The sequence below is a fragment of the Bacillus sp. CDB3 genome, assembly GCF_002081505.1.
GTDB lineage: Bacteria > Bacillota > Bacilli > Bacillales > Bacillaceae_G > Bacillus_A > Bacillus_A cereus_AT.
The window spans coordinates 14784-38298 of record NZ_ALBR01000127.1 but is presented as its reverse complement, the minus strand read 5'-3'; the positions used below and the strand labels follow the sequence as shown (position 1 = coordinate 38298).

Below are 23515 nucleotides of genomic sequence, written 5' to 3'. Positions count from 1 at the left end.
TCCTTAAATATATAAGTTACCATCTATACAAAATTTGATTCTGTTGTAATGTTTCATAACAAATAATAAAGTAAGGAACCGACTCCTTCTATATACGTCGAAAAGAGAAGCCTAAAGTGTGACTTCTCTTTTTGACGTATATAGAATTACAAAAATTATCCTCAAGATCATGAAATTTAATACATTTTACTCAGTCTATTTAACTTTTTATCAACTTTGCAACAGAACCACATACGGCATATACCATTTGCTTAGTTCTTATATTTTATAGATCATGTAACCCCACTCGATTCAAGAAATTCCAAGGCTTGTTGTAATGAGGTTGGAAGAAAAAGTCAACAAAAGCAAGTTGATCAATTGTCATCTGGTTTTGAATACAGATAGACAGTGTGTTCACAGATTGTGTCAAGTCAGCTTTGGACATAACCTGTGCTCCAATGATTCGTCGTGTTTCTATTTCATATACAACTTTTACTGTTACTAGCTCGGAAGTCGGCATAAATTCAGGACGATAGTTGTCCGTTATTGTACTACTTTTTACATTCATACCCATACTTTCTGCCGCTGTTTCTGTTAATCCAGTGGAAGCAATGTTATAGTTATAAATTTTAATGCCGGATGTTCCTTGTGTTCCCATATAACGGATTGATGGCTTCACTAAATTTCTTGCTACAAGCGTTCCCATACGGACTGCGTTAGTAGCAAGTGGAATATACTCATGTTTGCCGGTTGGATTATATAGAGTAGCACAATTGTCTCCTGCTGCAAATATATACGGTTTTCTTGTCTGCATATATTCGTTCACAACAATGGCACCGTTCGGAAGCATCTCTACTTGTCCTTGTAATAAATCTGTGTTAGGACGGAAACCGATGCACAAAATAACAAGGTCTGCTCCGTATGCTCCTTTTGTTGTGATAACTTGCTTCACTTTCCCATTTTCTCCTTCAAACTTGGTGACGGTTTGCCCAAGAGCCAGTTTTACACCTTTTTCCTCAAATGCTTGCTCCGTCACATTTGTAAACTCTGCATCCAAATATTTATTTAAAATGCGGTTCGCACTGTCGATAAGTGTTACTTTCTTTCCACTCGTTTCAAATGCTTCCACTAATTCGATACCGATGTAACCAGCTCCTATTACAACAATGTTATGGGCATGTTTTGCTTTTTCAATAATAGTATTTGCATGAGCATAATTTTTGCACATTACGATATTGTCCAACTCCATACCTTCGAGACGTGGTATAATGGGCCATGATCCTGTTGTCATGATAAGTTTGTCGAAAATATCCTCTTTTTCTTCATTTGTAACGAGATTTCGTGCACGTAATGTTTTTGCCTCTGCGTTGATTTCAAGAACTTCGTGGCGTATATTCATTTTTACACCTAATTCTGTCAATTGTTCAGGCGAAGAATAGAACATCTTTCTCGCATCATCCACAACGCCCCCTACGAATAAAGCTATCCCACAAGATAAAAAAGAAACGTTATCGTTCTTTTCATATACTGTAATCTGCGCTTCTGGATGAAGCTTCGCAATATTTGTAACTGCCGCTGTACCCGCATGTGTACAACCAATAACCGCTACTTTCATCATTAAAACCTCCGATAAATGGATTATTTGTTGTTTTGTTTCTAGTTTAACTATATAAAGTATTTGGGGTATCTACTATCCAACCACCTTACAATAAACTTACATTTTTGTAATAAAAAGATGTTCTGATACAACCTTTTAATGTAGAATGTAGAAATTTCTGTTGTAAAGGTTTACACCACCCTAAAAATACAGAATTAAAGTATAACTCATAAGAATAAGTCGTTTAAATTATACAAAGAAATGTATTAGACATTAACTATTTTGGTCCACTTCTCAACTTTGCAACAGAATAACTTTCTTATTCATATCGTAGTGCTTCAATAGGGTCAAGCTTTGCAGCTTTGTTAGCTGGTAGTAAGCCGAATGTAATACCGATTAACATTGAAACACCGACTGAGAAAAGAGCGTTTTCTATTGAGATAACAAGCGGCCAGCCTGCAAAGATTGAGGCAATCCAAGCGAAGAAAACACCTAGTATAAACCCGATAAAACCACCTATTCCCGTTAAAATACAAGACTCGATTAGGAATTGCATTAATACTTTATTGCGTGTTGCACCAAGTGCTTTGCGAATACCGATCTCACGTGTACGTTCTGTTACAGATACAAGCATAATGTTCATTACACCGATACCACCAACAAGTAAAGAGATAGCCGCAATACCGCCGAAGACCATTTTCAGCATAACGAATGTATCGTCTACTAGCTTTGTAAGCTCATCTAAGTCCCTTGCTTCAAATTTATGCTCAAATTTAGGAGCTTTCATTTCGTTTAAAATAGAAATAGCTTGTTTTTCTACACTTTTACGTTCCGTTGGAGAAGTCATTATTAAATTTACAGAGTCGTACTCATTTATTCCAGAAATTACAGATGCGTTTTCAAGGGATGTATAACCTTCAGCTATATCAATATTCCCTCCGATTAAATTTTCTCTTTCCTTTTTGTACACACCAACTACTTTATATGGTTTTTCATTTATATCAGTGTACAAATTTGGTTCCCAACCATTAAATAATTTTTTGAAAGCTTCTTCACTTAATATAACAGCAGGAATTGCTTGGTTTAATTCACTATCGTTTAATTCACGACCATGAATTAATTTTAGTTTCTCATCTTTCATAAAGGTACCTGTTCCGCCCTTTAAATTAAGAGAGATGTCTTTTGAATCAGAAGATGCTTTTATATTCATACTCACATCTGGATAAACTGCTTTAACGCCGGATACAGTTTGAAGATTTTTTATCATATCAGGTGTAATTTTTGCGTTATCTGTTCCACGATCAGGGTTATAATAAGAAATTGTTACTTGATTATCTTTTCCTTGATCTAAATTTTCTTTAAACTGTATTTTCGTACCATCACCCATTGAAACAATAGTAATAATGGCGCTAATACCAATAATAATTCCTAGCATGGTTAATATAGAGCGCATTTTATGGGAAAAGATAGCGGAAAGAGCCATGCGTGTATTTTCACTCGTATTCAAAATTAACCTCTCCAATCTTGGACGATATTTCCATCACGAATTACAATTTTTCGGGTTGCAGTTTCCCCAATTTCACGGTTATGGGTAATCATAATGATTGTTGAGCCTTGTTTGTTTAATTCGTAAAAGAGGTCCATAATTTGTGTACTTGTTTTTGTATCAAGTGAACCTGTCGGTTCATCAGCTAAGATAAATTTCGGGTTATTTACAATGGCACGTGCAACCGCAACACGCTGCTTTTGTCCACCTGATAATTCATTTGGCAGATGAGTAGCACGATCGGCCAAGCCTACTTTTGTCAAAGCAGATAATGAGCGTTCGTGTCTTTCCTTTTTATCAACTCCAGCGTAAATAAGAGCTAATTCAACATTTTGCAGTGCTGTAAGTCTTGGTAGTAACATGAAGCTTTGGAAGACAAATCCGATCTCTTTATTACGAACTTGCGCTAATTCTGTTTCAGACATATTTGAAATGTTTTGTCCCGCTAATTCATACGTACCGGTTGTTGGCTTATCTAAACATCCAATAATATTCATTAACGTTGATTTTCCTGATCCAGATGGACCCATAATGGATGTGAATTCATCTTGGTTCAGAGTTACATCAATTCCATGTAATATTTGAATTACTTCCGCACCGATTTGAAAGGATTTCGTGACACCTTTTAAATCGATCATTTGATGTTAACCTCCATACCATCTTTTAATTCTTTTTCAGGTTTAGAGATAATTTGTTCGCCTTTTTGTATACCCGTAACTTTTGCTTCATGATCTGTTTCGAATTCAGCTGTAACAGCTTGTTCTTTCACTTTTCCATCTTTTACAACGAAAACAATATTTTTATCACCTTTATTGACAATGCTGCTTTTTGGAACAATCGTACCTGTTGCCTCGCCAAGTTTATTGTCTATATAAACATGGAAGCCTGATTGTAACTCTTTCGTATTGTTATTATCCAGTTGAACAACAAATGGATAATTCGACACATGAGTGCTGTCACCGATATTTTTTAATGGCATAAGAGCAATTTCTTTCACTGCACCTTCCCATTTTTTATTCGGAATCGCTTTAGACATAATCGTGACACGTTGAGCAACTTTCATTTGTGAAAGTTCATATTCTGATAATTCTCCTTTTATCTTTAAAGGGCCATGTGCGTAAATTGTAATTCCAGGTGACTTTGTCTTTTCATCTATATCTTTTGTAATACTTGCAACAACCCCATCTATAGGACTCTTTATATGTTGATTTGAAGTGTTTTTATATTTGACTAGTACTTGTTCTTTTTTTACTTGATCTCCTACTTTTACCTGAAGATCATACGATCCATTTGCTGTATCAAGTGGAATCGTTTTAACATCATGTGGTATAACAATCCCCTTAAACCTTTTTACATTTTCAATGTGCTTTTCTTCTACTTTATAAGTATTGTAACTACTCGTTTTATCATTAGGAGTACACGCATTTAATATAATTAAGCAAAGTACTATCCAAAAAAATAGAGATAATTTAAACCGTTTCTTCATTTCTTTAACTCCTTTATTGCATGTATTTTTTATAATATTCTTCAAATATTGATGATTATTTTCGTTAATTTATTATGCGTACCAAACAGATAGTTTATTTTGGTTGTTTATACCAAAAAATCTCCAGTTCTCACTTTTAGTGTGCAACACCCAAATTCAGAGAGGGATCGAAAATGGAAATCATAGTGCGAAAGATGATTCCTATGATACACAATTATACAAGTAATATATCCCGTGAGCAGTTTGAACTGATTCGAGAGGATTTAGAAAACGCACGGAAAAGGACGCGTCCCCGCAAAGTTGATTTGTACGAAGTATTCTGCGGCGTACTGTACCTGCTCACAACAGGCTGCCAATGGTGCAATCTGCCGAGTGACTTTCCAAACTGGAAAACCGTGTATGCTTACTATCAGATTTGGCGGAAAGTAGACGAGAATGGCATAAGTCTTCTCGAAAAAGTGCATAAAAAAATTGGTCGAAATATATCGTGAGCAAGATGGGCGTAAGAAACAGACGAGTTTCTGCATAGTAGATGTACAAAGCGTGAAAAAGGCTACAATGCCGGAAAGAAAGGTTCAGGAATCAAACGACATATCGCTGTAGATACCAACGGTCTCATTCATGCGATTCAGATAACAACTGCGAATATAACAGACCGAGAGGGTGCCATCCAAATGTGTGAAAGGCATAAGAAAGCATTGGACAAAGTGACAAATATACGGTTCTGTTGCAAAGTTTTTTAAATGAAGCTAAACTGTAGAGAAAATATGCTGAGGAGAATGATACATGAGATATTTTAAAGGAAAACAATTCAAGAAAGACATTATTATAGTAGCCGTTGGCTATTACTGTCGTTTTTCTTTAAGCTATCGTGATGTATCTGAAATCTTGAAAGAACGTGGTGTTTCCGTCCATCCAACAACTATCATGCGTTGGGTGCATGAATATGGCAATCGGATCTATCAAATTTGGAAGAAGAAAAACAAATCAGCACTCCATGCTTGGCATTTGGATGAGACTTATATCAAAGTTAAAGGAAAATGGTGTTATTTATATCGTGCCATTGATAGTGATGGACATACACTGGACTTTCAACTTCGAAAAACACGTAATCATCAAGCTGCTTATGCCTTTATGAAAAGACTGGTAAAACATTTTGGAGAACCATCGGTTCTTACGACAGACAAGGTCCCGGCTTTGCTTTGTGCATTCAAAAAATTACAGAAAGATGATTATTATATACATACGAAACACTGTACCGTCAAACATCTCAATAATCTCATTGAACAAGATCATCGACACGTAAAACGACGTTTTGCCAAATCCACAGGATTTCAAAATATTCGTCATGCTTCTCGTACCATCAAAGGAATCGAAACAATTCATGCCTTATATAAACAAAAACGAAGTTTGCAACAATCAAACTTCGTTTTTTCGACGTACAATGAATTACAGCAATTATTCATACCTGCGTAAACTATAACCCTATTTTGTAAACAGGTGTATGCTTTTTTGAACTTTGCAACAGAGCCTTTATCCGTATCGAGCAAAAAAAATTACAGAAAAAAATAACACAGTATGAAGACATGATGAAAAAGGAAGAAGCCAAACAACAGAAGTGGAAGCAACAAATCATGACGTGGAAGGACGATTTGAAGTATCAAACAGAGTCTGAAAAACGAGAAACAGAATCTAAAATCAGTGAAAAAGAATCCAATATCAAACAATCGAATGACCAAATTGAACAGCATAAAAGGGAGCAAGGTCAAGTCAAAGAGAAGATCCAAAAGTTAGAGGAAAAGGCGCAAGATGTTGCACGTGGGTGATGGAACCTAGGTCAACAGCACCTCAACATTTAGGTCGTCAGGAGGTCAACATCTGAAGGTTTAGAGTCAACAGCACCTCAACATATGAAGATTTAGGGTCAACAGCACCTCAACATTCGAGGTCAATACTTGTTCCCATGATTTTGCTAGGCTTTGCCTAGCTTCACACCTTTGGTGGGAACAAAAATCCCTTATGCTCTTCTCTTTCTTTTGGAGAGGAGCACCCAAAAATAGAGGAGGAATCCAAAATGGAGATCAGAGTGCGTAACATGAATCCAGTAGCGGTGAAACGAATTGATGAAATTGCGAAGACAAAAGGACTTTCAAGAGATAAATTCTTGCAGGGGCAACTGGAAACATTAGCGTTCTATCGTGAGCAACAAACACGGGAATTGCATTTGCAACAACTCGTAGAAAAAAACATCGTAGCGATGGAGAATTGTTTTAAAGCGGTGCAAGACATGAATGTATTTTTACAGCTCATGACAGAGGGTGACGGGGAATGAGTGTAGCAAGCCCTGTGCAAGAAAAGGTGACACCAGGAGTCGTAACAGTGTCTAAGTTTGTGACAGCAGGTGGCGGAAGTTTTCAGGAGTATGTGGACTATATTGATAGGGAGGAAGCAAAAAAAGAAGGGCAAGCACATAAGAAGATGTTTTCTCTGTATCAAGACTACATGGGAGATTCTGAAAAGATGTCCGCTTTATTTACCGAACAGAGTAACTGTTTAAAAGGAAAAGAAAAAAGAAACCTCAAAAAAATGTTTGAGCTTGCACAAAAGAATCACAGTATTATGTGGCAAGATGTCATTACATTCGATAATAAATGGTTAGAGGAACATGGTATTTATGATGCGAAAACGCGAACGGTAGATGATAAAAAATTGATAGGAGTTTCTAGGCTTGCGATGAAAGACATGTTAAAGAGAGAAAAGTTAGAACATACAGCGATTTGGTCAGGAGCAATTCATTATAATACCGATAATATTCACATTCATCTCGTAACCGTTGAACCCTTTCCAACAAGAGAACGAGGCAAACGAAAGCAAAGTACACTGGATGCGATGAAAGCAAAAGTCGCACAAAACATTTTAGATCGTGGGCACGAACAAAAGCAGATTAATGATTGTATTCGCAAGCATATGGTCGAGAAAAAGAAAAAAGATTCTACATTCAATTGGCGTAATCGAGAGCTTAGACCACTGTTTCAATTTGTATACAAGCGGTTACCAGAAGATACAAGGCAATGGCACTATAACTATAATACGTTGCGATCGTTGCGTCCTCATTTGAATATGATGACGCAAAAGTACATTGAGAAGCACCATAAGGAAGATTACAAACAGTTTCTACACAAGTTAGACGAAGAAGTAGGGGTGTTAAAAAGAACGTATGGAGAAGGAACAGAAGATAAAAAACGATACGAGCATTATAAGGAGAATAAAATAGAAGAACTACATGTGCGAATGGGGAATGCGTTTTTACAGGAGATGAAAACGTATGATACAGAAAGAAAACGAATGGACCACATGCTGGATAGAAAGCCGAGAGAACGAAAGAACTTTGAAAGAAACGTACCCATGCAGTATGCGTTACGAAAAGTTGAATCAGCTTTCAAAAGTGAATATGAAAGCTGGAAGAACCAAAAATATTATGAACGCTTAGAGTGGGACATTCAGCAACAAAATGAGAGGGGACATGAACGATGAAAAAAGTAAGAAGAGTTGTAACGATTGACGAAGAAACGGAACGATATATCAATGTATATATGGAAGAACAAAAAATCCGAAATGGTTATAACGGTGATGCGATTATTCGAATTTGTAAGGAACATAAAGAAGCAAAAGAACAAGAATGGTCGCTCCGTTATATTACAGAAGTTGTAACAAAACATTTACATGAAATGTTAAAAGAAGAGTTACAAAAAATCAGGCTGGGTACAAATAGTGCGGATAAAAATACGCAAATGTTGATTGAATTTATGAATGGGATTTATGCACATGAAGGATATCAAGGTGTGTGTACAACGAATCTTGTAGAAACAGATGCAACGAAACATATTCGAGAAGTGGTGGAAGAAAGAATTACACATCAAAGGCAAAAGAAAATCTATCATCAGACGTCGAGAGAGCAAAAAGAAACAATTGTTGTTCCCGACGATGAAATGAAATGGTAAAGGGGGACGTCAATCATGGGGCTTTCAGAAATAACACAAGGAGCAAAACCACTTATGACCGTACCCCATTCGTTAGGAATGGTTTTTGTTTTTCTGTTCATCATTTGTGTAGGGATGATTGGCATGCTAATCATAAAAAAAGAATGGAAACAACTTATTTGTTTGTTGGTGCTAGGTGGCACAGTGGTGTTAGGAGTATTTGGTTTATATGTAACGAAGATGATAGCGGATGAATGGTTTCTGTTACATTGTGCATGGACTACAATTCTATTCTTATTTCTAGGTAGCATGGTAGAGTGGAACAGACAAGTGAAGAAAAAGGAAGCCAGATAGATATCTGATAATAAAAAAGGAGAATCGAAGATGTTATTATTTCATGAAGGCATAGAACTAGGATGGGTGAAAAAGATTGGAGAAAGAGAAGTCACGTTGCAAGTAGGAAACGAAGAAGTAACAGTACAGGTATCAGAAGAGAAAGAATTACACGATTTTGTATCGCACCCGCAAAATGATGTAATGATTCCGATCAATAGGAAAACACAGCAGATTTGTGAACTAACAGATTTAGAATCTTGGAATGAGGGAACGATGGATGAGTTGATCGAGGTTTCTCAAAGGGGAGCTGAACAAGATGAATAAAAAGCATGCTACAGTTTCACGGGAAGAGAAGAAACAGAAAATAGCAGATGTAACAAAGCAAATGGAAACGAGTATACAAGGGTATTTTCGTTCCCCTCAAGATATGAAAGAATATTTATCATTTATGGCGATGTTCCACCGTTATTCATCATCAAACATTACACTGATACAGAATCAATTTGAAGGAGCCCAAGCAGTCGGCTCCTTTTCTTTTTGGAAAGAAAAAGGATTTGCGGTGAAAAAAGGCGAGAAAGGAATTCAAATTTTAGTACCTCACCAAACAGCAGCAAAATTTAAAGAGAAACAAGGGAGATGGAAACTTGTCACAAAAGCAAGTGAAGAAGAAAAACGACAGATTGCTTCTAAACAGGTAGAAATGAAACCAAGCCGATTGTATTTTACAATCGGATACGTATTCGATGCGTCCCAAACAAATGTGAAAGCAACAGATTTACCGCGAGTGTTTCCAAACCGTTGGTTGGAGGGGACAGTAGCCAATTATCAAAGTTTGTACAAGGGAATGGAGGCAATTGCGGAAAAGAACGATGTAAAGATTATTGCACCAAAAGAAGAACTGGGTGTGGTAAAGGGAGTCAGCTATCCCGAAACAAGAGAAGTGGCATTGAATCCAAGAAACAGTGAACTACAGCAGGTAAAGACACTTTTACATGAACTCGCCCATGCGAAGTTGCATACGAAGGAAACACACATACATTACACGACAGCAGAAAAAGAATTCCAAGCAGAAATGACAGCTTATACAGTCGCTTCGTACTTTGGACTAGATCCAAGTGAATATTCGCTTGGATATTTAGCAAGTTGGACACAAGGAAAGGAACTAAGGGAGAAGGCAAAATTAGTTAAAGAAGTGCATGAAACAGCAGCGGAATTTTTAGAGACAATAGAAATCGTGTTGCAACAGGAGAAAGAAAAGAAAGCAGAACAAGAAGTGGATGTTACGGAAAGAACGCAAAATATTACTCATACAGCCGATCATGTGTCGAATGCAGTGGAACAGGAATTAAGCGAAAAGTACGAAGCGTTTAAACGAGCGCAAGGACAAGAAACTGTTCGAGATATTGATAGCATTTTTGACCGTGTACTGATGGAAGAACGGTATTTTTCAAGCAAACAAGTGGCAATCGAACATGGACTTGTCACGCAAGAGTCTGTTCAACAATTAGAAAGTAATGTGCAGGAAAAACTGGGGGACAATGGCGTCACTATCACGAAACAAACACGATCACACATAGTCGAACAAGAAAAACGATATGAACCTTTCCGCCAATTTGCTCCGTATCAACAGGTGACAAAGAAAGAATCAGCTCTAGAAAAAGGGAAGGAACACACGAGATAAAAAAAGACTATCGTCGTCTCGCGAACGCTGTCTCGAAACTAAAGCTATCTAATTTAATTCTTTTTAGCTGCAAATGGTACAAAAAAAGAATGGATGATTTCTAGAGACGCTATATTTATAGGGTTTGGAAAAAAACTATTTCCTTGCCTTTTGGGATAGAGGTTGGTTCGTCGTGTGGGGACGATGCCCCACGGTTTGAAACGTCTGGTGACGACGGATGAAAAGCTAAATATTAGGACGAAAGGCCAGCGATTTGGCTCGTATACTGGAAAGATCAAGCCGATAGAGAAAACACTTACTTTTGGGTATGTCGGCTTGGTGACGCCATTTCACGAGCCAAAAAAAGTTGGGAAAGGATTGGGATTGCTATTGAAACGAAGTGAAGTAACCAATCACAAAAGGTGGAGATTTTCTGAAATGAAGTGGAAGAAAATACGACCTGTTCCTTGCGGAACTTTTAGCTTTTTAGAATTCTAATGTCTATAGTCCGTTCTGTCCACTTAGGGAAGTAACTGTAAAGGAAACAACAGATTGTATATTGCAACATACAATTTCAGCCATTCGTTTATAAAAGAAAACAGTAGCATGAATCCTAATGAATTCATGCTACTGCTAAATAAATACTATTCAGCTTTTACAGCTTCTTTTAATACTTTCCCCGCTTTAAAGGTAGGTACCTTACTCGCAGGAATCGCCATGGATTCCCCTGTCTGTGGATTTCGTCCTTCACGGGCAGCACGTTCTCGGACTTCGAATGAACCGAAGCCAATTAATTGTACATTTTCCCCATTTTGTAGTGCATTTTGAATGGATTGAAAAACAGCATCTACAGCGAGACTTGCTTTCTGTTTCGTTAATCCGGATTCCATTGCAACTTTTTGGACTAATTCTGTTTTGTTCATAATAAGACACCTCATTGTGATAGATATACTGTTTTAGTATAAAGGGATGAGAGATACAACGCAAGGTAGCTTGTGTAACTATGAATCTGCAGAATATTGAGGATGAAGATATGAAAAATTGGATTTTGAGAAAGATACGAAAAAACAGCCTTTCATTTTCCTTTGTATGATAAAGAAGAGGGATTCGGAATGATTTTGTATGCAGGGAAGATAAAACTTGTTATATAAAACAAATAGATCGTTAAAAGGAATTGACGTGATTTGTGAGATAAAAACGGTAGAAAAAGTTCTATAAGAAATCTTTTTAGCAGTATACTGAAGTATAATATAATTTCACGTACTGTATTGGTTAACAAAAATAAAATTCTCCAACAAATCATTAGGGGTTGCTTCTTTTCTTTGCCCTTCGATACAATGGATATATAGAATATAAAATAGAAAGGTGACTCTATCAATGAATCAACCTTTAGTGAATTTACGAGTCGATTTTGCATTTAAGCAATTATTTGGTGTACAGGGACAAGAAGAATTATTAATTTCTTTTTTAAATGCAATCTTGCATGAGTCTTTATCTACACCGATTGCATCACTGAAAATTGAAGATCCGCATTTGCATAAAGAATATGAGGAAGATAAATTATCCATACTAGATATACTTGCCACACTGCATGACGGAACAAAAGTCAACATCGAAATCCAACTAAGAAATACACAAGAGATTATAAAACGTTCCCTTTACTATTGGAGTAAACTCTACACGTCTCAGCTTGAAAAAGGAATGCCGTATCGTTCACTCCGAAAAACGATTGCCATTAACTTATTAGATTTTCATCTCTTTCCTGATTATGAAGAGATGCATACAATCGGACAGTTTTGGAGTAAGCAGCAGAAAAAAGTCTTGCTGGATGATTTGGAAATTCATTTTATTGAGATTCCAAAATTACTGCAGCAATGGAGAGAAGAGAAAATTAATCCGTGGGAAAATGAATTTGCTCGTTGGTTACTCTTGTTACCAGCACATGAAGATGAACATTTGACCCACACATTGGAGGATATCGCCATGAAACAAGATCCCATGTTACAAAAAGCGATCCACAAATGGGAGAATATGAGTCAGAGTAGTTCCTTCCGATTAGCATATGAAGCACGGGAAAAAGTCTTATTTGATGAACAAGCGAAATTAGCACATGCCCGTGAAGTAGGGAAAGAAGAAGGGCTACAAGAGGGCATGGAAAAAGGAAAAGAAGTAGGCATACAAGAAGGTAAATTAGTCGAAAGAGAACAGTTAATCCGTGGGATGTATAAAAACGGAATGGATATAGAAGATATTGCAAAGTTTACGAATATGGATATATTGGAAATACGTCGTATTTTAGGAACATAAAAGGACGAACTATTTATATAAATAGTTCGTCCTTTTTTATTGGTTCTGGTGCAAAAATATATAAATGAAAAAGAATCCTAGTTTCCTAATGGATTCTCTGATTAAGAGTGTTGCAAAACTAAAATAAATATATAATGTTATGAATCAAAAAAATTGAACATGTAATGGGTAGTCCTTTTAGCAATATTAGCGTGACTGTATGAAAAAGTGTCTATAACAATGGACTTTTTTGAAATGTTCGTTTTTGTGTTTGCATGGTATAGTAAAATCTCTCAAAAAGAACAGCTTTTTGAAAAAGACTAGGAATTTGTAAAAAAGAGAAACGAGAGAAGTGCATGATGAAAAAGAGGAGTGACATATTCAGTTGGCTGTAGATATTAAAAAATGCACCTGGAAAAACTTACGAAGACTTCAAAGGATTATGTATGAAACATTTTATGAGACATTTAAGCATCAAAACTCATTGACACAGATGAATGCTCATTTGGATAAAACATGTAACTTACAACAATTAGGTAAAGAAGTATCGAATGATAATTCACCATTCTTTTTGGTTACGTATCAACAAGAACTCGTTGGATATGTAAAGGTAAATATACATGATACTCATTCTGAAAAAACGAATAATGAATCACTTGAAATTGAAAGTTTGTATATAAAGAGGAGATTTCAAAAGCATGATCTTGGTAGACATCTTCTAAATAAAGTAATAGAAATTGCGATAGAATATAAGAAAAAGAAAGTCAGGATAGGCGTATGGGAACAGAATAAAAATGCAATTGATTTTTACAAGAAAATGAAGTTTGTTCAAAGTGGATCCCGCTCTTTTCACATAGATGATGAAGAACACAAGGAATTGATACTGACATTGTATGATGTACGTGCTTCTTTTTATAGATCGATTTCTGACAGCATATTCCTTCCTCAAAAGCGTGTGAATGGCGCTAGATCAACGGTAGGTCAGTAGGCGTAATCATACATTTTTTGTATACTGTATATATCCTATAAAAAAAGTGAGGGGAAATCATGAAAAATCATGATCGTGTAAATGGTCAACTTCTCCAAACAAACAAGAAATGGTCACATCTCAAACAGAATCAGAAGGATTTGACTGCTGAATGGTTACAAGAGGAATATCGAAGTTTCATCGACATGTATTCGCGGAAACCCAAACAATATGAAGAAGAATATATACTAGACAGTGTAATGGAACGGATTCAGACACAGGGAATAAAGCTACCGTATGTAGAAGTGCAAACGTACTTTTTATACAAAAAAGGAAAGTGGTATCGTAAATTAGAAAGTGAGTTAGAAAACAGAAGAAACGAAGAAGAGAAACAGATTCGTCTCATGCATGTAGAAATCGGAACGCCGATTTGGTAAGAAAAACTTGAGTATATGAGGAATTCCTATTTGGTTCTTGTTCCTAATTAGAATCTTTCTTTTATCAAGAAGAAAGAACGCGCATCACAAGAACGACCAATTGACCTAATTTTTGACTGCGGGCAAGAACAAGCGGGTGGGTGTACCCATGTATGTGAACTAATCGACCTAATTTCTTTTTTTGTTCCGAAATTTGTTTGTGTAGGTGAAGAAAATTGGATGTAGATGGAGCCATAAAAAATCACTCCTGTTTCGAATAGAAGTATAATTCTGTTAATTATACTTAAAATTCTAATGAATGAAAATAGGAATTAACTATGTAAAATAGCCCATTTGAAAAAGGATGAAAATAGAAGGATGAAATCAACAGGTATAGTACGAAATATAGATAATTTGGGTCGAGTTGTGATACCAAAGAAAACGAGGTATACGCTTGATATCCACGAAAAAGACGCTTTAGAAATATTTGTGGAAGGGGAAAGATCCTTAAAGAATATCAAGCTCGCTGACGGATAGCTGACGTTGAGTTCAGAAGGAGCGAAACAGCTTCTAGAAGAATTAGAACAGTATCTCGTAACAGGCAGGACATAAGGGGATTCTATTGATGGAAAGAAAAGTACAACCGTCCGAAAGGAAGTAACTAGGAATATAGTATCGTTTCAAGACCGGTTATTACAAGATAAAAAGGACCAAACAGTTACTACGTACCTACTACCTTTAAATAAAAATCTTAGAATTATCATATAATTAATACTTATTATTTTTATGAATCTCTTTAAGGAGGTACTATTTTATGACATCAAGCGATTATGAACGTTTTTCAGAAGTATTAAAGGCACTGGCTCATCCTGTGCGTTTAGAAATTATTCATCAATTACTGAAGAAAGAGTCCTTAAATGTTTCTCAATTACAACAGCACCTTGATATACCACAATCCACCGTATCTCAGCAGCTAGGTAAGTTAAAACTACTTAAAGTTGTCACCTCTAGTCGAAAAGGATTGGAAGTATTTTACCGCGTGGAGGATAAACAAGCGAACCAGGTAATGAAGATACTGGACTTGTAAGCATATCTCCTCTATCCAGAAGATTGGCTATGATGGTGCTTCAGCAAAAAAAGAATGCTCCTTGAAACACCAAAAAGGGCATTCCTTTTTATATAGACGCTTCATTCTCCAGTATCCAACTTCATTTTAACTGAGGCTCTACCTTTTGCTGGTAGATGTCCTTTAAATCCACCTCTGAAAGGTTTCGTTTTTGTGCAGCCATTTGAATTAACGCAATTTCGTGATACATAGCTTCAGAAAGAACTCCTGTTTGTATGTTCTTGTTAATTTCCATGAAAAAACCCGCTAAAAGATTGTCTGGCAGTTGATCGTATAACGACAAAACGATTCCTCCCTTTACAAGCAATTTATCTATAAAGTCTTCTTGTGAAAAAATCTTGTCATACAAAGGTTTTTCTTCTTTTCCTGAGCATTTAGCACAAATATTACTGTAAGACTTCAAAAGTAACAAATTGTTCTAGATGTTCTAATGTATCCTGAAATTCATTTTTATGAAAAGATGCACAACGCCCCATTACCTGAACGACTTGCTGATTCACATATAGGGGCTCTAGATACGTAATCACGAATATATCAAGATTACTAACAGGAAAACAATAAAAAATAATTGTTTTCCCCGCCCATGCTAATGGATAAATTGTTTTTAATTTTCTTTTTGTTTCTTCATCTCCAAGATGTGGTGCGGTATCTAACGTTTGCCCAATAAAATCTTCCCTTTGTTGATGAACAGATTGAAGTAATTCCTGATTTACATCTGTAAAAACAAATTGATGTTCTACTTTTTGAAATACGAAATACATGCTAGGATGATGTTCTTCATATTCTTGGAATAACTTTTCTAAAAGTAAACGCAATTGCATTTTTAATTCCATGGAATCATTTCCCCTTCTATATATAATTATTCAACTCTAGGATTATGAGGTTATTCATATTATATAATAAAATACATAACAGTGAATATTCAAAAAACAAAAAATATACAATGCGATTTTTATCATTTTGATTTCTATATAGAATCTATTCGTAAAGGTACACTTTTTGGGAATATAATAAAAACTTTGCAATAGGACTAAACCAACCGCCTGTGAAAGGCGGTCTTTTAAGATGAAGGGAATTCAGGAAATCGGATGCTTAAGACATACATATAGTAAAACACGGACGAAATCGGTTGTCCTAATGCATTACTAAGACCTACTCCTTTATGAGAAGAGCATCTTTGGGCGTGGATGTTCTTTTTGGTATGCAAAAATAGAGAAACGTATATGTAGTTAACAAGGTGAAGTTCATGCGAAAAATTTAAAATATTGGTTACTTAATATGCTGGAAGCAGAAATAAAAAAGCACAGCCAATTTACTTTTTTGGTTAATTGGCTGCTCTAGAATTAAGGAAAAACTAATCTACATCTTCTCTTGGATCAAAAAAGAAGATGTAACATGGATTAAGTTTACTTTAACATAAAAAATCACATACTTTAATCTTAAATATGTCCTTTGATAAAGGTCATATTTAAGGAAAATAAGTGATGAATAAACACAAAACCAAACAGAACCCTTTATTGTATGATTGTAATTCTGAGTATGAATTGCAATCATAATTTGGTTAAGATAAACAGTTCGTAAAGGTAAAGATTTAGGTGTACATACATAAAAAAGACACCAGCTAGTTAGTGTGGAGAGTATCAGAAAATAAATTCTTAGTTTGTACAGGGCGTGAATTTTTATACTGAAAATAAAAAAGAAATTTGAAAAGATATTCTCTTTGCATAAAAATAAAATAAGGGATAATTATCCATGAATAAGCTGAAATCTCCGAAGAAGAATATAAAGGCGACACTTAATTTGGTTAATATAACCAAATAATAGGGTTTGGTATGTTATCACGCCGTTTTCGAGAGAGTGTAAGCGATCGAAGAACCCGAAAACCCACTCCTTAGAAAATCAACTAGCACCACAGGTAACAAATCGATTTCATGGTATATCTCATATAGAGAAAGGGGTAGTTATTTTAAAAATGCATGTAGTATTACGTAACATTATAATATGTATTAGCATGTTTTTGATAGTGTGGTCAATGAGTGCCTGCACTAAAGCAGAAAATTCGAAGATGAAATATGAACATCTTGTTTTTTTAAAATTAAATGAAAATTCAACACCTGAAAAAGAAAAAGAATTACTTCAAATTCTTCAATCGCTAAAAAAAGATATTCCTGGAATTGAAGAATTAACTGTTGGATTGAATGTAACCGAGGAAACTGATCAAATACAAGGATATCGACTAGGGTTGCGGGTTACATTTGATAGCAAAGAATCTTTGCAAAAATATCAAAATCATCCAGCTCATGTAGAATTTAAAAATAAAGTCAAAAATTTAGTTACAGGTAATGGAAACGTACTTGTAATAGATTATCCAATAAAATAATAATATGAGTTAAAAACGCAGATGAAAAAGATATAGAATGGTAAAAAGTTAATGTCTATTATTTGAACAATCTTTATGTTTATAGCATTTTTTTTACGAAGAGTACCAATTACACTGGTGCTCTTTTTTTGTTAGACAAATCAGATCATTCCAAAAGGTACACAAAAAGAGAGTGATTTTTAGAACGATAGAAAAACTCAAAGTCACATTAAACAAAGTTCCTTTCTAAAGTTGGCCCCAAAACAATTTTATTTAGTTTCGTAACACTAACTGGATAAAATTTCATATTAAACCAAATTCTTTACCTTTTATTAATATTATGTAAATGATATTATCCTAAATAAGAATAATTACGATTTACAGGTTTGTATTCAAAATAATCAATGAGGAGTGATAGTATATGTTAAAACAAAAAATGATGAAGGTGGCTTTATGTGGTGCGATTGCTACTGGCGTTGTCGGTTCTTTAGAAGTAATTAAACCTTCTCAAGCAAGTGCACAGGGTCAAGGCCCAGGGTGGGGAGAACATTTTGCTAAACAACGATATGATGTTATTTCTAGTAAAAGACTTCCTGATACTACAGTTTATAAAGTCGATGAAGTAACTGATTTTGCACGAACACAATCACATACCGCTAAATTTGCAAAGAAAGAATTTAAATCTACAACTACTGTTTTTGGAGTAGCTCCAGGTTTTACAGCGACACCTCTAAAAGCAATAATGGATAAACTTGGGATTAAATTTGAACATACAATCAATAAAACAATGGATATGTCAAGTGAATTTGGCCAACACATTTTGGTGAGAAATCCAGACAATATGACAGCTTTAGCACGTTGTGTTGAGGGAACACTTCAATCAACACAGGTTGTATCAAAAAATGGTTATGGTCAAACAAAAACAGAGATAGTAAAAACATTCGTTCCGAATAGAAAAACATTAGTAGTTGTAGAAATGGATTCTCTTTTAAATAAGGAAATTAAAAAATATCAAGATGCAGTAGCTAAATCTGGTAAATCCCCTGATCAATTACTAGATCTAAGTTTAGATGCAAAGATCTATGAAAGTTCACGTAATCTATATAGATAATCATACAGTTGTAATGTAAGTAAATAATCAATCAATATTTGTTAAAGAAACCTTTTCTTAAGAAAAGGTTTCTTTACGTTCGCAAAGGTAGACTTTTATGTGTAAATGACACAATAATTATTTGTAGGCATCCAATTTAAGCATGATGGACTTCTAACGAAGACTTATATATATCAAACTTTGAAACAAAACTCTTATACTTTAGGAAAAATTAAGCATTTATATAGAATTTTTTAATAAAACTATATATAAACTTTTTAAAAAATTTTCATAAAATCAAATTTTTTTTCGTATTATAGGCAAGATCAAATATATCAAGGAGAAATTTTATGAAAAAGGTTGCAGAATTATTAAGAACATTAGATACAAAGCTACTTTTAATTTTATTTATATTGTGTCTTATCAGTATTACTGCTATTTATAGTAGTCAACAAACTGGACAATATGAGAGTACAAACTTTGCCTTGCAACAAGGTAGGAACTATATAATCGGATTTGTATTACTAATACTTGTTGCAAGTATTGATTGGGATCAGTGGAAAACTTTATCTTGGCCACTATATATTATTGGATTTTCTTCCATTATTCTATTGTACCTATTACCGGAATCATCATTTACACCTGTTAAATTAGGGGCAAAAAGGATGGTTTCAATTTCCTGTTATCGGTCAAATCCAGCCATCGGAATTTTTTAAAATCGCATTAATTATATTAGTTGCAAGTTTGGCAGTAAAACATAAAGAGAGATATATTATGCAAACATGGAAGACCGATTTTATACTGATAGGTAAAATCGGCTTAGTGTCCCTTCCGCCTTCATTGTTTGTATATAAGCAACCTGACACAGGGATGTTTTTTTTGTATGGAATAGCTGTGGTATGTATTTTGTTTATGTCAGGAATTCAAAAAAAAATAGTCGCAGCTTTTGTAGGCATTCCATTAGTTATTTTTCTCTCTTTAGTATATGTATATATAAAATATCCAGAAATAATCTTTAATGTATTAATTCCTAGGCTAAAACACCACCAACAATCAAGAATTTTGGGATGGTTGAATCCGTTTGAGTATACAGATGCAGGGTATCAAGCGAAACAGTCTATTTTAGCAGTTGGGAGCGGTGGATTGTATGGAAAAGGATTTGGACAAGCAAATGTATATATTCCTGAAAAGCATACGGATTTTATTTTTGCCACGATTGCTGAGGAAGGTGGATTTATCATTGCTTCTTTTGTTATATTAATCTGTTTACTTCTTGTCTATCGGATAACTATAATTGGCCATTCCGCAGATAATTTATTTGGTACATTGTTATGTGCTGGGATAATTGGTGTTTTAACACTCCAAACTTTTCAAAACATTGGAATGATTGTCGGTTTAATGCCGGTAAAAGGAATTGCACTTCCTTTTTTATCATATGGAGGGAGTTCACTATTTTCAAATATGATAACTATGGGCCTTGTCTTATCGGTACATAAAAATTATAAAAAATACATGTTTCAAGTTAATTAAAAATTCCCTTTGGTTACAAATGCAAATTAAAGAGTAAAATTTGTAAAATAGAACAAAAATATAAAAAAAGGAGGGCATTACTTTGAAAAAAACAGGTATGATTCGAAGAATGGATGATATGGGAAGAATAGTATTACCAAAAGAACTACGAAGAACATTAGCATTCGCACCGAATTCCAGTGTAGAAATGTTTGTGCTAGGTGAGAATATACATGTACAAAAGCAAGAAAGAACTTGTTTTGTGACAGGTAGAACTTCGGAAGATTACCAAGAACTCTATGATGGACGATTAATTTTAAGTCCAGAGGGTGCGAAAGATCTTTTGCAAACTTTACAGAAATAGATTTAAAGCTTAAATTCTTCCTTCGTCCGTAAAGGTAGACCTTTTGGTACTGGGTAAAATCTATAAAAATCAAGTTCCTAAACGTTGATTTTTCGTTTTAGGAACGACTCTATAAAACAGGCACCTTTTGGTCCGTTTTTCTGTTATAATATTATTATGTAGACAAAATAGAGAGGAATTACAAACATTGAATAACAGAAAGTTCGGATATATACGAGTGAGTAGTAAAGATCAAAATGAAGGTAGACAAATAGAAGCCATGAAACAAGTTGGGATTGATGAACGCGATATTTTTATCGATAAGCAATCTGGAAAAGATTTTAATAGAAAGAATTATCAACTTGTAAAAATGATGTTACGAGAAGGGGACGTTTTATATGTCCAATCGTTGGATCGTTTCGGAAGAAATAAAGAAGCGATTTTAAATGAATGGCAAGATATCACAAAAAATATAAGAGCGCATATTGTCATCATCGACATGCCTTTATTAGATACAACAAAATACCAAGATAACCTGGGAAACCTCATTACAGACCTTGTACTTCAAATTCTTTCTTGGTTGGCGGAAGAGGAGCGAACAAAGATAAAAACTCGACAAAAAGAAGGCATTGAATTAGCTAAAAAGCAGGGACTGCATTTAGGAAGACCTAAAGCTAAAATAACAGCGGAGTTTATTACTGCTTATAATGCTTGGAAGATAGGCGAACTGACAGCCGTAGAAGCTATGAAGCAAGCAGATATTGCAAAAACGACATTTTATCGACTTGTGACGAAGTATGAAGGCCAGAATTGATAATGAAAAAGTAAGGCGATAGTAAGGATTATAAACACTTTGCATCATCATTGTAAGAACATAACAAAGGGGAAGAACTTAGTAAGATTCCTCTCCTTTTTATATGTGTAGTTTATAAAAATATGAAATAAATACTCGTATAAATGCACCTAAATACAGCAATTTTTGCTTTGTTGTATAAAAATTACATACTAAATTCTACATAAAAGGTATCAAAAAATTACACATGATAGTTAATTGATATTGATGAACGGATAATCCACGTTCTTTTAAACCCTCAGAGATATCATGATAATTTAAAGGGTTCTCGCAAAAGACAAAGCTCTGGTATTACCTTGCACGTTTAAAAAATTAAGAGGAAACGACTTTTCTAAACATATAACCCATTGCACAATCAAACATTTAAATAATCTTATTGGTTCTGTTACATTATCATTGGGATGATAATTACATGTATTGTTTGCAACAGAACTAGGAAAATGGACAACCTAAAAATAGAGATAAAAATTAGCAATAGCTATCTCATTAAAACGAGTTTCTTCCTATTATATAGGATGGATTTGAAATGCAACTTTCTTTTTCAGATCGTACATAGAAAAATAGATGTTCCATGGTAGATAGACATAACATGGAATGCGAGGACAAGAATCGCTTCAAAGTGGTTTGGCTTAACAGATAGATACAAAAAGAAAACGGTTCTGGTGCAAAAACTTCAAAATAACTGAAAGTCATCTTACAAACTTGGAAATACGGAAAGAGGTACTTTAAAAAGGGTGTTTTGTTAATACGAAAAGGAAAAATATGTTTAAGTGGAAACATGATCAACCCGATATTAGCTTATTAACTGTACGTTGGTACCTACGGTACGACCTAAGCTTTCGCAATTTAGTGGAAATGATGGGAGAACGAGGATTATCTTTGGCCCGCACGACTATTATGCGATGGATTCATCATGCCTCACGTACAATAAAAGGAATTGAAACTGTTTATGCCTTATATAAACGAAACCGAAATCTGAGCCCAGATTTCGGTTTTTCGACGTACGATGAATTACGTAATTTAGTAACAATCGCATAAAATGAAATATTTTTGGTTAAAATCATCTATTCTTTAACGAACTTTGCAACAGAACCTTGAAAAGGCACCTAGTCTTTTATTGTCTACTTGACAGGGGGAAGACCGGAATGCAGAAATCATCTTCTTAATATTTCCTAATTTTTTTCAAAATGTCCTTTACAAAGGGTACAGATTAAGGAAGAACTCCCTTTATTATTATTATTGGAACATTCCTTTTAACGCACCCAATCCAATAGTTAAGATAAAGAAGACAACCATAAGTATTGTTGCTTTCTTTTTACTTAAACCAGCTGTAATTTGAAGACCTAACCAAGTTATAACAAATCCCCAAATTAAAAATACTTCAATGTTACTTGCAATACCTTTTACAACCCCGCTACTTGAAGCAAAGATAGGACCTAATCCAGTATACATTTCTTGTCCTGATCCACCCAAAACCAGTGCTAAAACCGTATTTATTAATAAACCAAGTAATGAAATAATGCTTGAATACACACTAATTGTTAGTAATTTCTTATAAGAAGTATCATTGCTCATAAACATCATTAATACTTTATACACCGCTGCACTAATGAAGAAACTTATCCCTGTACCTACAGCACCAAATCCGAATCCCATACCAAACGTCACTGCAGGTGGAAAGTCAAAACCTAACTCCTTATTAAGCTTAATGGCTTCTGGGGTTAAGGTGCTTACATAAGCAGCAAGTCCACTAGCAACTGCTCCTAATAAAACAAGTATCCAAAACGCACCCCATACAGCATTACTCGTTTTCATTCTCTCAAACTGCAAACCTGGAGATGTAATCATTCCAAATAATGAGGGCTTCTCTCCGCCAACTTTTTGTGTATTCAAATTCGCGTCCATTATAACGCCTCCTTCTATTTATATAACCCGTTCTAACGGGCGGTTCACATCCTCATGTAGAGGCTACGAACCGCCCA

24 protein-coding genes and 7 pseudogenes are annotated in these 23515 nt (G+C 34.9%); 22 read left to right on the top strand and 9 right to left on the bottom strand.

Annotated elements, in window-relative coordinates; all coding sequences use genetic code 11:
• Nucleotides 1-265 precede the first annotated feature (265 nt).
• The 4 genes from CDB3_RS30495 to CDB3_RS30480 form a co-directional block, all read right to left on the bottom strand.
• Nucleotides 266-1594, bottom strand: coding sequence for an FAD-dependent oxidoreductase (locus tag CDB3_RS30495; RefSeq protein ID WP_128857066.1), 1329 nt, complete (start codon nt 1592-1594; stop codon nt 266-268).
• A gap of 301 nt (nt 1595-1895) precedes the next feature.
• Nucleotides 1896-3059, bottom strand: coding sequence for an ABC transporter permease (locus CDB3_RS30490; RefSeq protein WP_372708571.1), 1164 nt, complete (start codon nt 3057-3059; stop codon nt 1896-1898).
• Between the two features lie 26 nt (nt 3060-3085).
• Nucleotides 3086-3760, bottom strand: a complete 675-nt coding sequence (locus tag CDB3_RS30485) for an ABC transporter ATP-binding protein (RefSeq protein WP_128857060.1) — start codon at nt 3758-3760, stop codon at nt 3086-3088.
• Nucleotides 3757-4608, bottom strand: a complete 852-nt coding sequence (locus CDB3_RS30480) for an HlyD family efflux transporter periplasmic adaptor subunit (RefSeq protein ID WP_128857059.1) — start codon at nt 4606-4608, stop codon at nt 3757-3759. Before CDB3_RS30480 ends, CDB3_RS30485 begins: the two co-directional genes overlap by 4 nt.
• A gap of 203 nt (nt 4609-4811) precedes the next feature.
• Between CDB3_RS30480 and CDB3_RS32820 the strand changes: the two are divergent.
• The 10 genes and pseudogenes from CDB3_RS32820 to CDB3_RS30425 form a co-directional block, all read left to right on the top strand.
• A pseudogene (locus CDB3_RS32820) lies at nt 4812-5327 on the top strand (IS5 family transposase); the annotation flags it as partial.
• Between the two features lie 67 nt (nt 5328-5394).
• Nucleotides 5395-6084 (top strand): IS6 family transposase, encoded by a 690-nt coding sequence (locus tag CDB3_RS30465; protein WP_128857057.1) that lies wholly within the window; start codon nt 5395-5397, stop codon nt 6082-6084.
• Between the two features lie 113 nt (nt 6085-6197).
• Nucleotides 6198-6434: a hypothetical protein gene (locus CDB3_RS30460; protein ID WP_142263504.1), complete on the top strand. Its 237-nt coding sequence runs from the start codon at nt 6198-6200 to the stop codon at nt 6432-6434.
• Between the two features lie 248 nt (nt 6435-6682).
• Nucleotides 6683-6940: a hypothetical protein gene (locus tag CDB3_RS30455; RefSeq protein ID WP_128857055.1), complete on the top strand. Its 258-nt coding sequence runs from the start codon at nt 6683-6685 to the stop codon at nt 6938-6940.
• Nucleotides 6937-8142: a MobP2 family relaxase gene (gene mobP2, locus CDB3_RS30450; RefSeq protein WP_128857054.1), complete on the top strand. Its 1206-nt coding sequence runs from the start codon at nt 6937-6939 to the stop codon at nt 8140-8142. Before CDB3_RS30455 ends, mobP2 begins: the two co-directional genes overlap by 4 nt.
• The gene (locus CDB3_RS30445; RefSeq protein WP_128857053.1) at nt 8139-8609 is read left to right on the top strand and encodes a hypothetical protein; all 471 of its coding nucleotides are present in this window, start codon (nt 8139-8141) and stop codon (nt 8607-8609) included. The genes mobP2 and CDB3_RS30445 overlap by 4 nt, the downstream gene beginning before the upstream one ends.
• A 15-nt stretch (nt 8610-8624) precedes the next feature.
• Nucleotides 8625-8942 (top strand): hypothetical protein, encoded by a 318-nt coding sequence (locus tag CDB3_RS30440; RefSeq protein ID WP_128857052.1) that lies wholly within the window; start codon nt 8625-8627, stop codon nt 8940-8942.
• A gap of 30 nt (nt 8943-8972) precedes the next feature.
• Nucleotides 8973-9248 (top strand): hypothetical protein, encoded by a 276-nt coding sequence (locus CDB3_RS30435; protein ID WP_128857051.1) that lies wholly within the window; start codon nt 8973-8975, stop codon nt 9246-9248.
• A pseudogene (locus CDB3_RS30430) lies at nt 9241-10203 on the top strand (ArdC-like ssDNA-binding domain-containing protein); the annotation flags it as partial. The gene CDB3_RS30435 and the pseudogene CDB3_RS30430, both read left to right, overlap by 8 nt.
• A gap of 576 nt (nt 10204-10779) precedes the next feature.
• Nucleotides 10780-11082 carry a hypothetical protein gene (locus tag CDB3_RS30425; RefSeq protein WP_128857049.1) on the top strand — a complete coding sequence of 101 codons (303 nt, stop codon included), beginning with the start codon at nt 10780-10782 and terminating at the stop codon, nt 11080-11082.
• Nucleotides 11083-11228: 146 nt separating this feature from the next.
• Here the strand turns inward: CDB3_RS30425 and CDB3_RS30420 are convergent, their stop codons facing one another.
• Nucleotides 11229-11507: an HU family DNA-binding protein gene (locus tag CDB3_RS30420; protein WP_128857048.1), complete on the bottom strand. Its 279-nt coding sequence runs from the start codon at nt 11505-11507 to the stop codon at nt 11229-11231.
• A gap of 454 nt (nt 11508-11961) precedes the next feature.
• On the opposite strand from CDB3_RS30420, the gene CDB3_RS30415 reads away from it, so the two are divergent.
• The 3 genes and pseudogenes from CDB3_RS30415 to CDB3_RS30405 all read left to right on the top strand — a co-directional run bounded on the left by CDB3_RS30415 (nt 11962) and on the right by CDB3_RS30405 (nt 14274).
• Nucleotides 11962-12891 carry an Rpn family recombination-promoting nuclease/putative transposase gene (locus CDB3_RS30415; RefSeq protein WP_128857047.1) on the top strand — a complete coding sequence of 310 codons (930 nt, stop codon included), beginning with the start codon at nt 11962-11964 and terminating at the stop codon, nt 12889-12891.
• A gap of 364 nt (nt 12892-13255) precedes the next feature.
• A pseudogene (locus CDB3_RS30410) lies at nt 13256-13756 on the top strand (GNAT family N-acetyltransferase); the annotation flags it as partial.
• 161 nt (nt 13757-13917) lie between these two features.
• A complete protein-coding gene (locus tag CDB3_RS30405) occupies nt 13918-14274 on the top strand; it encodes a transposase (protein WP_128857045.1) in 357 nt (118 codons plus the stop codon).
• A 64-nt stretch (nt 14275-14338) separates the two neighbouring features.
• Here the strand turns inward: CDB3_RS30405 and CDB3_RS30400 are convergent, their stop codons facing one another.
• Nucleotides 14339-14509 (bottom strand): aspartyl-phosphate phosphatase Spo0E family protein, encoded by a 171-nt coding sequence (locus CDB3_RS30400; RefSeq protein WP_128857044.1) that lies wholly within the window; start codon nt 14507-14509, stop codon nt 14339-14341.
• A gap of 122 nt (nt 14510-14631) precedes the next feature.
• Between CDB3_RS30400 and CDB3_RS30395 the strand changes: the two are divergent.
• Together CDB3_RS30395 and CDB3_RS30390 are read left to right on the top strand one after the other, a co-directional pair.
• A pseudogene (locus tag CDB3_RS30395) lies at nt 14632-14787 on the top strand (AbrB/MazE/SpoVT family DNA-binding domain-containing protein); the annotation flags it as partial.
• 280 nt (nt 14788-15067) lie between these two features.
• Nucleotides 15068-15340 carry an ArsR/SmtB family transcription factor gene (locus tag CDB3_RS30390; protein ID WP_128857042.1) on the top strand — a complete coding sequence of 91 codons (273 nt, stop codon included), beginning with the start codon at nt 15068-15070 and terminating at the stop codon, nt 15338-15340.
• A 121-nt stretch (nt 15341-15461) separates the two neighbouring features.
• Here the strand turns inward: CDB3_RS30390 and CDB3_RS30385 are convergent, their stop codons facing one another.
• The gene (locus CDB3_RS30385) at nt 15462-15728 is read right to left on the bottom strand and encodes a hypothetical protein (protein ID WP_372708570.1); all 267 of its coding nucleotides are present in this window, start codon (nt 15726-15728) and stop codon (nt 15462-15464) included.
• A gap of 37 nt (nt 15729-15765) precedes the next feature.
• Complete coding sequence (locus tag CDB3_RS30380) at nt 15766-16212, bottom strand: hypothetical protein (RefSeq protein ID WP_128857041.1); 447 nt, start codon at nt 16210-16212, stop codon at nt 15766-15768.
• A gap of 1232 nt (nt 16213-17444) precedes the next feature.
• On the opposite strand from CDB3_RS30380, the gene CDB3_RS30375 reads away from it, so the two are divergent.
• The 7 genes and pseudogenes from CDB3_RS30375 to CDB3_RS30345 all read left to right on the top strand — a co-directional run.
• Nucleotides 17445-17759: a Dabb family protein gene (locus tag CDB3_RS30375; protein WP_128857063.1), complete on the top strand. Its 315-nt coding sequence runs from the start codon at nt 17445-17447 to the stop codon at nt 17757-17759.
• A 400-nt stretch (nt 17760-18159) separates the two neighbouring features.
• On the top strand, nt 18160-18849 hold the full coding sequence (locus CDB3_RS30370; protein ID WP_128857040.1) for a hypothetical protein: 690 nt from the start codon (nt 18160-18162) through the stop codon (nt 18847-18849).
• A gap of 329 nt (nt 18850-19178) precedes the next feature.
• Nucleotides 19179-20358 (top strand): annotated as a pseudogene (locus CDB3_RS30365) (FtsW/RodA/SpoVE family cell cycle protein).
• An 82-nt stretch (nt 20359-20440) separates the two neighbouring features.
• Nucleotides 20441-20701 (top strand): AbrB/MazE/SpoVT family DNA-binding domain-containing protein, encoded by a 261-nt coding sequence (locus tag CDB3_RS30360; RefSeq protein WP_128857039.1) that lies wholly within the window; start codon nt 20441-20443, stop codon nt 20699-20701.
• 187 nt (nt 20702-20888) lie between these two features.
• Nucleotides 20889-21494 carry a recombinase family protein gene (locus CDB3_RS30355; protein WP_128857038.1) on the top strand — a complete coding sequence of 202 codons (606 nt, stop codon included), beginning with the start codon at nt 20889-20891 and terminating at the stop codon, nt 21492-21494.
• A gap of 303 nt (nt 21495-21797) precedes the next feature.
• Nucleotides 21798-21911, top strand: a pseudogene (locus tag CDB3_RS32815) (IS6 family transposase); the annotation flags it as partial.
• Between the two features lie 384 nt (nt 21912-22295).
• Nucleotides 22296-22445: pseudogene (locus CDB3_RS30345) on the top strand (IS6 family transposase); the annotation flags it as partial.
• A gap of 324 nt (nt 22446-22769) precedes the next feature.
• Here the strand turns inward: CDB3_RS30345 and yknW are convergent.
• Complete coding sequence (gene yknW / locus CDB3_RS30335) at nt 22770-23438, bottom strand: YknW family membrane protein (RefSeq protein WP_128857037.1); 669 nt, start codon at nt 23436-23438, stop codon at nt 22770-22772.
• Between the last annotated feature and the right edge of the window lie 77 nt (nt 23439-23515).